The 14756-nt window shown below is 64.4% G+C and carries 14 protein-coding genes and 1 pseudogene (1 of these 15 cut by a window edge); 4 read left to right on the top strand and 11 right to left on the bottom strand.

From position 1 onward, the window contains the following. Positions 1-47: 47 nt before the first annotated feature. The 3 genes from DR_RS12795 to DR_RS12785 form a co-directional block, all read right to left on the bottom strand. Positions 48-737: a cytochrome c4 gene (locus DR_RS12795; RefSeq protein ID WP_010889112.1), complete on the bottom strand. Its 690-nt coding sequence runs from the start codon at positions 735-737 to the stop codon at positions 48-50. A gap of 111 nt (positions 738-848) precedes the next feature. Beyond that, positions 849-1745: a hypothetical protein gene (locus tag DR_RS12790; RefSeq protein ID WP_051618927.1), complete on the bottom strand. Its 897-nt coding sequence runs from the start codon at positions 1743-1745 to the stop codon at positions 849-851. Beyond that, positions 1738-2499 carry a hypothetical protein gene (locus DR_RS12785; protein WP_010889110.1) on the bottom strand — a complete coding sequence of 254 codons (762 nt, stop codon included), beginning with the start codon at positions 2497-2499 and terminating at the stop codon, positions 1738-1740. The genes DR_RS12790 and DR_RS12785 overlap by 8 nt, the downstream gene beginning before the upstream one ends. 353 nt (positions 2500-2852) lie before the next feature. Between DR_RS12785 and DR_RS12780 the strand changes: the two genes are divergently transcribed. Further along, a complete protein-coding gene (locus DR_RS12780; RefSeq protein WP_227085965.1) occupies positions 2853-3554 on the top strand; it encodes a WD40 repeat domain-containing protein in 702 nt (233 codons plus the stop codon). On the opposite strand, the gene DR_RS12775 is transcribed toward DR_RS12780, so the two are convergent. The 7 genes and pseudogenes from DR_RS12775 to DR_RS12745 form a co-directional block, all read right to left on the bottom strand. Further along, positions 3555-3896, bottom strand: coding sequence for an HNH endonuclease (locus DR_RS12775; RefSeq protein WP_027480126.1), 342 nt, complete (start codon positions 3894-3896; stop codon positions 3555-3557). It abuts the gene before it with no gap. 75 nt (positions 3897-3971) lie between these two features. Continuing rightward, on the bottom strand, positions 3972-5402 hold the full coding sequence (locus DR_RS12770) for a sigma factor-like helix-turn-helix DNA-binding protein (protein WP_162177727.1): 1431 nt from the start codon (positions 5400-5402) through the stop codon (positions 3972-3974). Positions 5403-5558: 156 nt separating this feature from the next. Then, a complete protein-coding gene (locus DR_RS12765; protein WP_027480128.1) occupies positions 5559-5978 on the bottom strand; it encodes a DUF6194 family protein in 420 nt (139 codons plus the stop codon). Between the two features lie 152 nt (positions 5979-6130). Beyond that, a complete protein-coding gene (locus DR_RS12760; RefSeq protein WP_010889105.1) occupies positions 6131-7330 on the bottom strand; it encodes a thiolase family protein in 1200 nt (399 codons plus the stop codon). Positions 7331-7335: 5 nt separating this feature from the next. After that, positions 7336-7863 carry a hypothetical protein gene (locus DR_RS12755; protein ID WP_010889104.1) on the bottom strand — a complete coding sequence of 176 codons (528 nt, stop codon included), beginning with the start codon at positions 7861-7863 and terminating at the stop codon, positions 7336-7338. Continuing rightward, the gene (locus DR_RS12750; protein ID WP_034350610.1) at positions 7856-9031 is read right to left on the bottom strand and encodes an alpha/beta hydrolase family protein; all 1176 of its coding nucleotides are present in this window, start codon (positions 9029-9031) and stop codon (positions 7856-7858) included. Before DR_RS12750 ends, DR_RS12755 begins: the two co-directional genes overlap by 8 nt. A 53-nt stretch (positions 9032-9084) precedes the next feature. Continuing rightward, positions 9085-11425 (bottom strand): annotated as a pseudogene (locus DR_RS12745) (3-hydroxyacyl-CoA dehydrogenase NAD-binding domain-containing protein). Between the two features lie 197 nt (positions 11426-11622). Between DR_RS12745 and DR_RS12740 the strand changes: the two are divergent. The 3 genes from DR_RS12740 to DR_RS12730 are packed head-to-tail and all read left to right on the top strand — an operon-like array spanning position 11623 to position 13665. Next, complete coding sequence (locus DR_RS12740; protein WP_162177728.1) at positions 11623-12555, top strand: hypothetical protein; 933 nt, start codon at positions 11623-11625, stop codon at positions 12553-12555. A 2-nt stretch (positions 12556-12557) separates the two neighbouring features. Next, positions 12558-13223: a hypothetical protein gene (locus DR_RS12735; RefSeq protein WP_010889100.1), complete on the top strand. Its 666-nt coding sequence runs from the start codon at positions 12558-12560 to the stop codon at positions 13221-13223. Continuing rightward, positions 13207-13665 (top strand): hypothetical protein, encoded by a 459-nt coding sequence (locus tag DR_RS12730; RefSeq protein ID WP_164927995.1) that lies wholly within the window; start codon positions 13207-13209, stop codon positions 13663-13665. The genes DR_RS12735 and DR_RS12730 overlap by 17 nt, the downstream gene beginning before the upstream one ends. 142 nt (positions 13666-13807) lie before the next feature. Here DR_RS12730 and DR_RS12720 read toward each other — a convergent pair whose 3' ends face one another. Beyond that, positions 13808-14756 carry the 3' portion of a beta-carotene 2-hydroxylase CYP287A1 gene (locus tag DR_RS12720; protein WP_010889098.1) on the bottom strand. The gene runs 197 nt beyond the window's last position, so only the last 949 of its 1146 coding nucleotides appear in the window; its start codon lies beyond the right edge, outside the window; the stop codon is at positions 13808-13810.

Genomic DNA, 14756 nt, shown 5'->3' with positions numbered 1-14756 from the left:
CGTACTGGAGGGGGAGGCTGAAACAGGGCAGGCGGACAACGGCCCGTTTATTTCATGCTGCTGATGTAGGTCGCCACGTCCTTGAGGTCCTTGTCGGTCAGCGGCTTGACGGCAATGCGCATGGTTTCAGGCGGCACGAGACCGCCGAAGGTGGGGGCCTCGTGGAATTCCTTGAGCACCTCCAGCGCGTACTCGGGCGGCAGGTTGGTCACGCTGGCGATGTGGTTCGCGTTCAGCCCGCGCCCGTTGCTGCCGTGGCACACCGCGCAGGCAATCACGTTGCGCGCCGGGTCGCCGGCGGTGAAGAGCTTCTGACCGCGTGCGCGGGCGGCAGGCTCGGCCTTCCACGCGGGGCCGACCGCCTGCGCCGCGTAGTAGGCGCTGAGGTCGGCGATGTCCTGGTCCGACAGTTTGGACGCCACCTGCTGCATCACGTTGCTGGGGCGCAACTTGGCGCGGAATGCCGCGAGCTGAAACTGGGTGTAGTTGGGAATCTGCCCGGCGAGGCTGGGAATGTCGGCCTGGACGCTCACCCCCGTCTTGCCGTGGCACCCCGCGCAGGTCCCGGCGATAGCAGCGCCCCGCGCCGCGCTCGGCGTCTTGAATTGCAGGGCGAGCGGATTTTTGGGCGCAGCAGTGCCCTGGGGAGTGGTGCCCGGAGTAGTGGCGGCGAACACGGACGTTCCCAGCAGAGCAGGCACGGCCAACCAGAGCAGACGGGACGAGAAACGGGACATGGGATTCCTCCTGGGGTCAGGAATGAGGGATGGAAACGGAAAGCCGCCGAAAGGGAACGGATTGGAAGGTGGCTCTCATCCTAGCTCATAGACCGGTCCAGGAGAGCAGGTCTATTTCAGCGGCGTCACCACGAAATACGCCTTGAACACCTGTGCGCGCAGCCAGCGTTCCTGCGTGGCGAAAGCGGCGGGCACCGTGCCGGACGGCGGCCCTGTCCGTTCCAGCCCGTCGAGCTGAAAGGCCCCCAGCACCGGCGCTTTTCCCGCCTCAGCGGTGACGGGCAGGTCGAGCTGCGTGGACACGCCCGCCACGCCGCCCCCACGCCGAAAAGCCAGGGGCGGCGCTGCCACGTCGTGCCGAACCGGTTTCGGGTCCGAGTCGGGGTGCTTGAAATCAATCTCTATCCAGCTCAGGTTTTGTCCCACCCACTGCGGCAATGCCTGCGTGAGCGGTTGCCGGGGGCTGGGCGCCCGGTCCGGCGGCGCGATGAAACACAGCGACTCCGGGCGGGTCTTCACCGGAAAGTCCTGACAGCCCACCCGGATAAACCCCACGTTCGCCGCCGCCCGCTCCATGTCCTCCACCGCCGCCTGCCGCCAGAAGGTGCCGCTGGAAAACTGGTCCCTGCGCTGAACATCCGGCAGCATCCACACCAGCATCCCAGCCGAAACCAGCAGCGGCACCAGGTAAGACAACGCCACTTTCCAGCGCGGCAGCGGCGGCAGCTCGGGCAGGGTCCGCAGTTTGGGGTCGCGCCACAGTTGTATGGGCGCGGCGAGAGCGCCCAGTTCCTGCGGGCCCCCGGAAGAGGCGTGGAATTGGGCCCCCAGTAGAAAAGGCAGAAGCAGCATCGGGACGAGCAGCCAATCCACGGCCTCGAAGTCGTCGCTCAAAAAAACGCTGAACACGAGCAGGAGGTACCCGCCCAGCACGATGACCAGGAGCACCGTCATCAACCGGAAGGGCGCGGCGCGCGGACGCCAGCGGGGTGGCGGCAGCTTAAACATGGCCGGGCCTCAGGATGACGTAGCTCTTGAAGCGACTCTGCGAAAAGGCGCGCTCTGCGGCATTGAGCGGCCCCGTGCGCCCCGTGTACACCAGACCGCTATATTCCAGCGTGATCGGGGCCCGGTGGCGGTCACCCAGCTCGCCATACGCCAGCAGATGCACCTTGCCCACGACCAGATTGCCTTGCCGGGTCACGGGCAGCGCGGTCGTGCTCGTCTCCGTTGCGTCCACCACCTGCGCGGCGCTGCGGTTTACGGCGGCCTGCAACTTCTGCACCAGCACATGACCGTCGCTGAGGCTCGACAGGCACCGCGCGGCGCCCGCCTGCACGTTGCCCGGCCAGCCCGGCAGAGCGTCACAGGAGCCGGAATGCAGCTCCCCGACTTCATCGGCCAGGTTTTGCAGGGCGCTCTGACTCCGTTGCCCCTCCGTCTGCACTGCGGCGGCTGGCGGGCGCAGGGTCAAGGCGAGCGGGTAGAGGCACAGCAGCAGTGTGGGCACCCTGTACAGCGCCCGGACGGTGCCGCCGCCTCCCCAGGCCAGCCGTCCGCGCTCGTCGCCCGGCAGGGTTCCCGGCCAGAAAGCGTGCAGCAGCGCGCCGATGGTCGCGCCCCAGAGCAGCGCCGCGGACCACGGCAAAAGAGTGCTGGGCGACCCGGCACGGACACTCTGCCACCACTGCACACTTTGCAGCAGGGCAAGCAGGGCGGTGGACGGCACCCCATACAGCGGGGCGAGGCGAGGACGGCGCATAGGCCGATGCTAGCGTGGACCTCCTGTCTTACGGACTGCGGTGGAATCCTCACGGTTTTGGGGATTTCATCCGAACGGAGTGAGCAGCAGCCAAGACGGATTTTGGGAAATGGACCCGTATCCAGTGCTGTCATGGATGTGGGGGAATGGGACGAAATCCGTCTCAAGGGGCCAGCCCACGGCACTCTGCCCGGCAAGGCTCGCCAACTTTTGATGGACGCTTCCGGCCCACACCCGCCGTAGCCTGAGCCATGCGAAAAACCTGGCCTCTGCTGACGCTGCTGCTGTGCACTTGCGCCTCCGCCCAACTGCGTGCTGACATCGCGCACAACACCCCGCCCGGACAGGCCACCATGCAGGTCTACGACGGCGAAAAAGTGCTGTTCCAGGCGACGACGCCGGGGCTGAACGCGGTGACGGCAAGCAAATTTAGCCCGGACGGGCGCTGGCTGCTCAACATCGCGGACGGCAGCGGCTACGTGCAGCTCTGGGACACAGCGAAGGGAGAGCGGGTCAAAACCTTCCTAAGCGTCTACTTCCGTATTTTCGGAGCCGATTTCACACCGGACAGCGAGCGCTTGTTGCTGGATTTCAGCGGTTCAAAGGAGCGGGCTGACCCACGCAGGCCCGCTTACTTTCCCTCACCTTCGCTCTGGAATCTGGCGACGCTGGAACGAATTTCTTTCGTCTACAACGACAAACGAGAAAGCTTTTACAATGGCAAGGTGACGTTTAGCCAAGATGGCGAGCGCATGGCCTTCGTTCGTCCAAACGCTTATTCTTCAGGGCCTGCCTCTGTCTGGAACGCCAAAACCGGCGCGTATATCGCCACCATTTCCCGCCTGCCCTACCCAAAAGGCGCGGCGCAAACAGGCGGCGCCGGGGCTATGGACGCCCGCCTCTCGCCCGATGGTCAGCGCGTGCTGGTGCGGTATGTGGATAACCGCCTGGCCGAATACGACGCCAGTACCGGCACTCTGCTGAAGGTGCGCGGCAAGTTCAGCGCTGCCGACGCTGGGGCGGAGCTGGAACGGTTCGCCCGCGAAGGCCGCTAGTTACTCCCGCCCTTTCGCCTTCACACCTTTGGTGGCGGGCTGCTTGCGGACCCACTTCACGAACTTCTGCACCTGCTCGTTTTGCTCCAGGGCTTCCAGCGTGTTCAGCTCGGTCGCCAGTTCGTTGATGGAAAAAGTGCTGTGCAGGTACTGCTGGCAGGCCGGGCACAGACCCACGGTGGGCAGGTCCTGCGGCCTGAGCCCCTTGCGCTTGCCCGCGATGATGGGCACGAGGTGGTGCTGCACGAGTTCGGGCACCTCACGCCCGCAGAGGGCACAGGTGGGCGGCGCTTCGGCGGCGGGGGCTTCGGGCCAGGTGGACTGGGAATTGCGGCGGGCCATAGGGGGAGCGTAGTGCATGGGAACGGTTGAAGTTCATACGCTCTCATCGGCCTATCGACGTCAACACGAGGCCCGTTACCCCAGTGCCCAGTCCACCCAGTGCGCTGCCTCGGGGGGCAAGGTGCCGCCGCGTCGCCTCAGACATTCGTAGGTTTGGCACAGGATGTCGCGGTCTCGCTGCTCAAAGGCCAGCCGCAGACCGGCCAGTAAGACATCAGTTTCAGGCAGCTCACGGTCCTCCCGACTTGCAAACCAGCGGCGGAAAAAGCGCCGGTTGGCCTCCTCCGGCGTGACATACAGCACTTCGCCCGTGCCCCATTTCCAGAAGCGGAATTCTTCGGAGACGCGCCCTACCCGCCGCAACTGCTGAACGTCCAGGCCGCGCCCGGCTGCCAGGTCTTCAGCCAGCATCGCCGGAACCCAGTCGCGACTCATTTGCCTGAACAGGTCACGCATAAAGGCTTCCTCGGTCTGTGTCTCCATGGTGTCGTACGCCCGGTCCCGCAGGCCAAAGACACTGCGTCCCAGGTTCACGAAGTCCGGTTCGCGGGTTAGCAGGGCCACCACGGTGCCGTCGTGTACTTGCCTTGAGAGCCTTTCCTGAATGTCCGTCCAGTGCAGCGGAGTGTCGGCTTCTTCCAGCACAGCACGAATGGCTTCCAGATTGCTGCCGTGGCCGTCGCCCAGCGAAGCCAGCCGCCAGCAGCCATCACGCCCGGCGTGCTCAAAGGAGTTGACCTCAGAGCGGCTAAGCACGGCGGCAAAGTTGCGTGAGGGTGTGTGTTCCAGGTCAGTGTCAAAAAAGGCGGCTGCCTTACCAATCTGGCTGAAATGCCACTCGGTAAACCCCGCGCGGGCGAGTTGCTCGGCTACTGCTTTGAGCAGTTGCGGCAGCGTCCAACCACGTAGTCCGTACAGCCCGCTCTGCGTCCTGACCAGCCGGGGCAAACCGCAGGCCACTGCTTCCACTTCGTTGGGCGCGACTTCCAGCAGGGCCGCCAGTTGCGCCGGATAAAGAAACGAGCCCCGCTCCGCCATACGGCGTGCCACTTCGCGCTCACTCGGCAGGGGCTGGGGTGAAAACAGATAGAGGTCATCGCCCAGCGGCACGCTCTGCACCGGGCGTTTCTGCACCTCGCGCCAGATATTCAGCATGAAATCCCAGAGCTGCTCAGGGGAAGCCCCAGGCTGCTCAGCACTGCACGCGCCGCGCACACTCAGCAAAATCGGGCCTTCCCGTCCCAGGCCAGCGAATACGGCGTCGGCAATCTGGCGCACGCGGGCATTTCTCAGAAACAGGCGACTCGACCTGTTCACCACCTGCCGGACCCGTTCCCGCGTGATGCCGTGCGCGTCCCCGGCCTCTTGCAAGGTCTGCCCTGCCCCAAATCGGCCCCAGATCAGGGCGCGGTTGCGCTCGTCATCCACCACATGCAAGCAGGCATCCACCAAGTGCCCCAGCGCCGAGAGCTCGCGCTGAGGCCGCCGCAGGGATGCTGGGCGCAACCCCTCTACTATTCCTTGCCACTCTTCAGGCAAAGGCAAATCCGCATAAATCCCTATTTTCGACACGTTGTGGCCTCTGATTCTCAGGATAACCAGCCAGTGTCACGGGAATCATGCAAAGGGCCAGGGTCAAGAAGGAGAATAGGGTTCTATCGCTCAGGTCAATGCCCGCTCATACGCCGCCCGGAGCAGCGGAACCAGCGCCTCAAAGCTTTCCCGGCCAGGACGAACGATGCACGCCCACCCCAACGGCGCGTAGATGGGATGCGGCATCAAGCGGTCCGGCGCGGCGTAGTCAAACCCCGTGTCCACCACGCCCCAGTCGGCCCGCGCCTTCGGCAGGGGTCCGAAACGGGAGGCGTACTCGGCGGGCGTCAAGCTGAAGTTGAGACGGTAGGCGCCCTCACGGGAAAGCCGAGAGGCGCGGTCGTGCTCGTCGGTCGTCACCAGCGTCAAAAAGGGCATCAGCTTGCGCTCGTCGCCTTCCGCAAACCAGAAGAAGGCATTCATCGCTTCCGTGACCTCCGCACGCGGGAAAAGTTCGCGCAGGGCCGTCAACATTTCCTGTTCGTCCATGCCTCCACTGTTTCTGAGGACGGTGAGGAAAGGCCGGGGCAAAGGCTTGAGCGGAGCTTTAACAGAGGAAGGGACGCCCCCTTTGCGGAAGCGTCCCTTTCCAGTTCAGGCTCAGGCCAAAAGTGCTCGGCCCGCTGCCTTTGTCACTCGGCTCAGTCGGCAGCCTGCGCCGTTTCGGCGGGGTAGACCTCGATGATGCCCGCCGCGCCCATGCCGCCGCCGATGCACATGGTAATCAAGGCTTTGCCGCCGCCTCGGCGCCCGAGTTCGTAGATGGCGGTGGTGGTCAGCTTGGCGCCCGAGCAGCCGAGCGGGTGGCCCAGCGCAATCGCGCCGCCGTTCACGTTCAGCTTGCTTTCGTCGATGCCGAGTTCGCGCACCACGGCGAGGCTCTGCGCGGCGAAGGCTTCGTTCAGCTCGATCAGGTCAATGTCGTCCAGCGTCAGGCCGGTCTGCTTGAGCACCTTGGGCACGGCGGCCACGGGGCCGATACCCATCACTTCGGGGGCCACGCCCGCCACCGCGAAGCCGATGAACTTCGCCAGGGGCTTCACGCCCAGTTCCTGCGCCTTTTCGCCGCTCATCAGCAGCACGGCAGCCGCGCCGTCGGAGAAGGGGCTGGAGTTGGCCGCGCTCACGCTGCCGCCCAGCTTGAAGGCCGGGCGCACTTTGGCCATGTCTTCCAGGTTGGCGTCGCGGCGAATCAGTTCGTCCTTGTCGAACATGACCGTGTCGGACTTCAGCTTGGTTCCCTTCACGCTGTCTTTGCGCACCGGCACCGGCACGATTTCGGCGTCGAACTTGCCGGCGTCCTGCGCAGCGGCGGCCTTCTGGTGGCTGGCGTAGGCGAACTTGTCCTGGTCCTCGCGGCTTACGCCGTACTTGGCGGCCACGTTCTCGGCGGTCATGCCCATGCCGATGTAGGCGCCGGGGCGGTCGTCCACCAGGTCGGGGTTGGGGCTGGGGTTGTGGCCGCTCATGGGCAGCATGCTCATGCTTTCCACGCCGCCGGCCAGCATCACGTCGGCCTGCCCGGTCTGAATGGCCGCCGCCGCCATGGCGATGGTTTGCAGGCCGCTGGAGCAGAAGCGGTTGACGGTCACGCCGCCCACGCTGTCGGGCAGTCCGGCGCGCAGCGCGGCGAGGCGGGCCACGTTCAGGCCCTGCTCGGCTTCGGGGATGGCGCAGCCGAGGTACACGTCTTCCACGACTCCGGCGTCCACGCCCGCACGCTTGATGGCTTCGTTCATGACCAGGGCGGCGAGGTCGTCGGGGCGGGTGTTGGCGAGGGTGCCTTTGACACCGCGCCCAACGGGGGTACGAACAGCGGAAACGATTACAGCGTCACGCATTGTGTTTACTCCTTGAGGGATTTGTATTGAGATGAATGGTGAGAGTAGCTTTCTGTTCGGTAATTATCAAAAGCTTCGTGTGCCGTTTTACCTTGCAGAGTTCGTTGCAGATGTTGAAAAGTTTTGAGACACGTTTCCTCCACCATGCGGACGCCTTCCGGACCATTGGGTAGAGATGACTGGTAAATGCGGCAGACATCTTGTGGCCCGTATTCTGTAGGATGCCGAGCTTCTATTCGGCAGCGTGCAGAAATGGTTTGCTCGCCATCTATAGAAAGATTAAGCAGGATACACCACCAGAGTCTTTCGAGGCCACCGAAGTTGATAGAAACACTGCTAGAAACTTGTAAGAAAGGCATACCTTCTATAGGAAAGATAGAAGTGCCGTGACTTACACTCAGGTCATTGCTTATCTTACCGGCAAGCTCAACGTCTTGGATTGCATCACCAAGCCACTGTGCCGCCCCTTGGTTGAACTCGGACAGCTGCATAAGTATCTGCCCCAGCCCCTCCTGAGCGAAACTGTTATTCACAGCTTTCCCTCCCCAACACCCGCGCCACGAACCGTTCCAACTGCCCGTCGTACTCTTTTGGACTGATGTTCCAGGTGCGGATGTGCTTGGCGTCTTCCACGCGGTGAAACTCCACGAGGTCGGGCCGGGCGGCATAGAGGGCTTCGGCCTGGGCCAGAGGAATGGTGTGGTCGCGGGTGCCGTGCCACATCAGGATGGGCACCTTGAAGTGTGGCGCGGCGGCGATCTGATCCACCACATCGAAATCCTGCCCGCTGCGCTGGGTCACGATGCGCTGCGTAAAGCGCCCCACCCGCCGGGCGAGAAACCCCGGCAGGCCGAAGCGCTGCGCCTGCCAGCGAATGGTGTCGCGCCACTCCAGCGCGGGCGAGTCGAGCATGACGCCCACAATCGGCAGCGGATACGGCTCGAACTTGGGTCGCAGCACGCTTAGCACGATGTTGCCGCCCATGCTGAAGCCGAAGAGAATAATCCGCTTGTACCCCTGCTCCCGCGCCCAGGCGAGGGCCGCCACTACGTCCTCGGCTTCGGTGTCACCCAGCGTCAGGTAGCCCTTGCCCACCTTCGGCGCCCCGTAAGCGTTGCGGAAGGTGACGAAGAGCGAGCCGCAGCCGGTGCGCAGCATGGCGGGCAGCATCCGCAGCGCCTGCGCCCGCTGCCCCCCGTGCCCGTGAACGACGACGATGAGGGCGTCTTTCTCGGCGTGGCGCGGCGGCATGTGCCACGCGGGCATCTCGCCCACCTCGGTCGGCACCAGCACGTCCTCGTACTCGGCGCCGAGTTGCGCGGGGGTGCCGTTGTAGAGGTACGTGGACACCCACGCCAGCGCGCCCTGCGGCAGAGCGCCACGCTCCTGCAAGATAGGCCGCTCCACTACCGTCCCCACCATGCGGTGCGGCCCCACCACCAGATGCCCCCGGTTAGGCAGCAGCGGCACGATGCCGAGCGGCCCCTTCGAGAGCGTCTCCGGCGAGGCAGGCAAGTACAGCTTGTTGCCGCGTCGTCCCACCGGCACGAAGTCGCCCTTCACCCAGCGCGTCTTGGAGCGCAGCACGATCTCTGCGCCCAGCAGCGCCCCGCCCAGCACCAGCGCGGAGTAGCCGAGGGCGGCCCACAGCGCGAGCTTGCGCTTGGGCGTGGTTTTGAGGCGGCGGAGGAAGTTGGGCATGGGGGATTTTGGCTTTTCTGACCCTCTCCACCCGTGGGGGAGGGTCAAAGCACTCAGTTCCGCAGCGGCTTGCCGGTCTTGAGCATGTGCTCAATGCGCTGCTGGGTGCCCTTCTTGCCGGCGAGGGTCAGGAAGGCTTCGCGTTCGAGGTCCAGCAGGTGCTGCTCGCTGACCTTGGCGGTGCGGTTGTTGCCGGTGCCGCCCGAGAGGACGCGGGCGAGTTCGTTGCTGACCACCAGGTCGTAATCGGTGATGTAGCCGCCCTCGTGCATGCCGTAGAGCGCCGACTTGATGGCGCCGATGGCCGCGTCGCCCATCACGGGGATGTCGGTGCGCATCACGGGCTGCACGTAGTCGGGGGCCAGGGCCAGCACGGTGCGCTTGGCTTCCTCGATAACGTGGTTCTTGTTCATCACCACGGTGTCGTGGTCCTTCAGGAAGCCGAGCTTGCGGGCGTCCAGGGCCGAGGTGCTCACCTTGGCGGTGGCGATCAGCTCGAAGGCGCGCTGCACGGCGGGCAGCAGGGTCATGCCGAGTTGCTGCCCGGGTTGCTGAAGGTCGGTAAAGCGCAGCAGCATTTCCTTGGTGCCGCCGCCGCCGGGAATCAGGCCCACGCCGACTTCGACGAGGCCCATGTACGTTTCGGCGCTCGCCACCACGCGGTCGGCGTGCAGGCTGAATTCACAGCCGCCGCCCAGCGTCATGTTGAAGGGCGCCGACACGGTGGGGTGCGGCGAGAAGCGCATGGAGGTGGTGGTCTGCTGGAACTGCTTGATCTGGTCGTCCAGTTCGTCCCACTCGTCGGCCTGCGCCTGCGCGAGGATCAGCGGCAGGTTGGCCCCGGCGCTGAAGTGCTCGCCCTGGTTGCCCACGACCAGCCCGGCGTAGCCCATGTCCTGCACCAGCTTGTGCGCGTCCTGCACGGCGCGCAGTTGGTCTTCGCCCAGGGCGTTCATCTTGGCGTGCCATTCGACGAGCAGCACGCCGTCGCCCAGGTCCACCACGCTGGCGCCGGGGCGCTTTTTGACGACCTTAGTGGCGTCTTTTTTCAGGTCGGCCACGATGAAGTAGGGCGCCTTGAACTCGGTCTTTTCGCCGCTGGGAGTCACAGTCTCGTTGCCGTTGTAGAACTTGTCGGCGCCGGACTCCTTCATCTTCTGGAGCAGCGGGGGCAGGGTGCGGCTTCGGCTTCCAGGTTCTTAATCACCTGCTGCACGCCGATGGTGTCCATCGTCTCGAAGGGGCCCTGTTCCCAGCCGAAGCCCCACTTCAGGGCGTTGTCGATGTCCTGGAGGCGGCCACTGACCGTGCCGGCCATCTTGGCGGCATACCAGAAGCCGTCGTTCATGGTGGCGCGCAGGAAGTCGCCTTCCTTGCCTTCCAGGGTGTACAGGGCGTTCACGCGCTCGGCGAGAGGTTTGCCCTTCACGGCGTCCACGGCGGGCACGCGCACCTTGCCCTGGTCTTCGTATTCGCCGGTTTGCAGGTTCAGGTTGAGAATCTTGGTCTTGCCTTCTCGTCCTTGGTCTTCTTGTAGAAGCCACTGCCCGACTTGTCGCCCAGAATGCCCCCCGCGACCATGTTCTTGAAGCTCTCGGTGAGGGTGAAGTCCTCGTCGTCAGGAGTCACGCCGCCGATGTCGGTCGCCACGTGCGAGATGATGTCGAGGCCCGAGAGGTCGGCGGTGCGGAAAGTCGCCGAAGAAGCGCGGCCCAGCGCGGGACCGGTGAGCTGGTCCACTTCAGCGGGGGTCAAGCCGTACTTTTCCATGTGCTGCATGGCGCGCACGATGCCGTACACCCCGATGCGGTTGGCGACGAAGCCCGGCACGTCGTTGGCGACGACCACGCCCTTGCCCAGCGTGTGCTCGGCAAATTCACTGAAGTCCTTGACGACCTGCGGGTCGGTCTTGTCGGTCGGAATGACTTCCAGCAGGTGCAGGTAACGCGGCGGGTTGAAGAAGTGCGCGCCCACGAAGCGGCGCTGGAAATCCTCACTGCGCCCTTCGATTTGCAGGTGCATGGGAATGCCCGAGGAGTTCGACGAGATGATGGCCGTCTTCTTGACCACCTTCTCGACCTTTTCCCACAGGTCGTGCTTGGCGTCGAGCTTCTCGATGATGGCTTCCAGAACCCAGTCCACGTCCTTGAGCTTCTTCAGGTCGTCTTCGAGGTTGCCGACTTCGATCAGCCTGGCGCGGTCGTTGTCCATGAACGCGGCGGGGCGGGCCTTGAGGGCGCGCTCAACGCCGGCCTTCGCCAGGAAATTACGGTCCGGCTTGTCGGGCAAAACGATGTCGAGCAGTAACACGGGAATCCCCGCGTTGGCGAGTTGCGCGGCGATGGCAGCGCCCATCACGCCCGCGCCGATAACGGCGGCTTTTTTGATCTTCATGTGACCTCCGGTGAGAATAGTTTTGTACTCGGTCTAAGTTTAGGTGATGCCGGGGCGAATGTCCATGAGAAGAGCGTCGGCCAGGACTGGACATTCTTCCTTGTCCTGACGCTCTGTAATTTTTACCTTTAAATATGTTACCAACAGTTCAGTTTCGGGGACCACCAGCTTTCTTTTTTCAGGTGGGAGTCGCTGCTTTGGCTGCCCTACTGCTGCCCCTCTTGCTGCAAAACATAGACGCCGGGGGAGTGGGGGCGGCCTCCTTCCTGGCGGCTCTGGCTGTGTTGTTTGACTTGACGGTGACCAGCCTCCTTATCGCGAGGTGGACGAGTCCGAAAAGGAGTTTCAACGCGAAGGTGGGAGTCGGCGTGCTCTTTTGTGGTCTGCTCCTTGGCGGACTGACCCTGCCTTCGACGAGTGTTCGCCTCCTAGCGCTCTCTTTGCTGGAACCTCTGCTGCTCGGTGTCGCCGTCTGGAGCGTTGTGCAAGTGTTCCGGGGTTTCGGGAAAATGGGAACTGTTCTCGACCAGGTAGCAGCGGTGCAGTCGCAATTGGCGCAGGCTCTACCCGGCCCGCTGGCCCATGTGTTGACCCACGGGGTCCTGACGTGGTGGTCCCTGAAACGTGGACCTGCGCTGGTGCCGGCGAACGCTGTTCCAGTGACTTCGCACCTGAAAGCGGGGCGCAGCGTCTTTATCTGGATCTACATTTTCATGGAACTGCCCGTCCATTTCGCGCTTCACATGGCGCTGTATCGCGACGGCGGTGCTCTTTTCGCCTGGCTCATTACCCTCGCCGACATGTCTGTCGTCCTCTACCTGCTGGCTCTCGCTCGCAGCTACGAGCGCTTTCCCAGCTTCGTGCGCGACGGGACCTTTTACCTGCGGCAGGGCGTGTTCTGGCAGGTCGAGATTCCTCTTGAGCACATCGCGCAGCTGACATCTGGCCATCACCGGGAAGCCCGCAACCTCAACATCCTGGTCGTGCCGAATGTCACCTTGCATCTGACCGCTCCTGTTGTCCTGCGCGGTTTTTGGGGAAGACGACGTGAGAGCCAGTGCCTGAGTCTGTTTGTGGACGACCCGGCGGCTTTGCGGGCACTGATTCCGACGAAACCCTCTACCCTCTGACCATGCCCATCGTCTTTATCCACGGCGTGGCGGTCCGTCAGGAAGGCGACCCCGGCTGGGAACAGGTCAACCACGTGACCAGCGGCGTCCAGTGGCCCGAGATTCGCCGCCGCCTGCGCGAGGTCGTGGCGCCCGCCGTGCGGCCTGACGCTCCGGACGAGGTGCACTTCAGCCAGATCTACTGGGGCGACCTCGGCGCCTCCTACGCGGGTGAGGGCCGCTCGCTGGGGTCACGAGAGCAGGCGGCGCGTGACCGGGCCCCTGCCGACCTCACCCCCGACGAACTCGGCGAAGCGCTGGAAGACGACTTCGAGCGCCGTAGTCTCACCCGCGACTGGCCCACATTGCTCGAAGCCGTCTGGAGCGTGGCCCGCGACGAGAACCTGCGCAGCATCCTGCTCGCCTTGCCCCAGCAGCGCCAGTGGCCTTTTTTGCTCTCGGCGGTGGAGGCGCGTCTTCCAGCGGTGCCGCTGCTGGCCCGGCTGGAAGAACCGAGGCTGCCGAGTCGCCTGGTCGTGCAGCGCCGCCGGGGCCTGAGCCGCACGCTGAGCACGGTGCGCCGGCCCATTCGAGGACTTCGTCCCGCTGTTCATAGGGGACGTCATCGCTTATGTGGGCGGACGCGGCACCCCCGGACGACCCGGCCCGGTGATGACGCGGGTCATTGAGGGCCTCAAGGCGGCGCAGGCACACGCGGCTCCCGGCGAACCGCTTGTCGTCCTGACCCACAGCATGGGCGGGCAACTCATCTACGACGCCCTGACCGCTTACCTGCCCGCCGACCCAGAGGCGCAGAACCTGCGGGTGGACTTCTGGTGCGCGGTCGGGTCGCAGGTCGGGCTGTTCCGTGAGCTGGGCCAATTTGTCGAGCAGGAAGAGTTGCCCACGCCCGCGCTGCGCGATTCGCCGCACGCCGGGTACTTCTGGAATGTTTGGAGCTACAGCGACCTGCTCAGCTTCCGCGCCGAGGGCGTCATTCTGGATGCCCACGACACCGCCTTTCCTTTTCTCGGCAACGTGCGCTCCGACCACCTCGCTTACCTCGCCAACGACGACTTTTACCGCACGTTTGCTGTCAAGGTCAGGCTGCACACCCGGCAGAACACCTAGAGCAGTTCTCCGAATTACGCGTGCGTCGGAACAACACCGTCACCCGCTCCATTCTCCGTTCTGCTCCGTGTTTTGTACTCGCTCTCTGCGAGCTGTCCCAGTCCGCTCGCCAAAAAGCTGTGCCATCTTTTTGTCAAATGCTCTAGCGCCGCTCCACGACCAGCGGCCCGCGCGGTCCCAGCGTGATACCGGGGTGCGGCTCGTCGTTCCCCCAGTGCGCCTGCAGCGGCGGCAACTCGGCCAGCACGTCCAGAATCAACGTTTGCGCGAGGTGCACGCCCAGGCAGGTCCGCTCCCCGCCGCCAAAGGGGAGATACGCCCAGGCAGGAGGCGACTTCTCCCAGCGTTCTGGCCGGAAGTCCAGGGGCCGCTCCCACAGCGTTGGGTCGCGTCCTGTTAGGTAGGGCGAATACAGCGCCAGCGTGCCGCGCGGGATTTCGGTGCCCTGCCACTCTGCGGCGCGGCTCAGGCGACGGCTGCCCATCCAGCCCGGCGGATAAAGGCGCAACACTTCTTTCAATACAGCGGAATGAGTGTGCGGAGTCTGATCCTGCGGCGCTTTGGCGAGTTCCCAGACGGCATAGGCCAGCGCATGGGTCGTGGTGTCGTGCGCTGCCGCTAGGCTGATGCGCGTTTCCAGCAAGCCCCCCGGCAGTGGAGCCAGCGTGGACAGCAGGTCGTCACCACCTTCACGCAGTCGCCGCTCGGCCAGTCGCCTGATTTCCTGCTCGACCCGCCTGAACAGCAGTGGCCGGGGAAGGGCCGGTACCGGAAAGGGACGCCGCAATGGAGCCAGAAAAGCCGCCAGCAACCGGTCGTCGAACTCACTGGCGAAATACGCCGCGTTGAGCTGCCGCCGGACAGTTTCGTCTGCCCAGGCCAGGGCGTTGAAGCGGCCTGTCGGTACGGGGGACGATGCTTGCCGCATCCGCTCGCGCAGTTGTTGAACACTCCCTTTCCCGAAGCCAGGATTGAGTGCCCGTCGCCGCGCCCCGTGCCCCGGTGCATCGGTCAAAATTACGCCGCCCGCAAGGTAAGGCACCACCGCCGAAAAACTCCCCGCGCTGACAAAGGTGTTCAGGTCGGTCAAC

Source organism: Deinococcus radiodurans R1 = ATCC 13939 = DSM 20539 (genome assembly GCF_000008565.1).
GTDB lineage: Bacteria > Deinococcota > Deinococci > Deinococcales > Deinococcaceae > Deinococcus > Deinococcus radiodurans.
The sequence above is the reverse complement of the archived record's forward strand: the minus strand, read 5'-3'. Positions and strand labels throughout refer to the sequence as shown.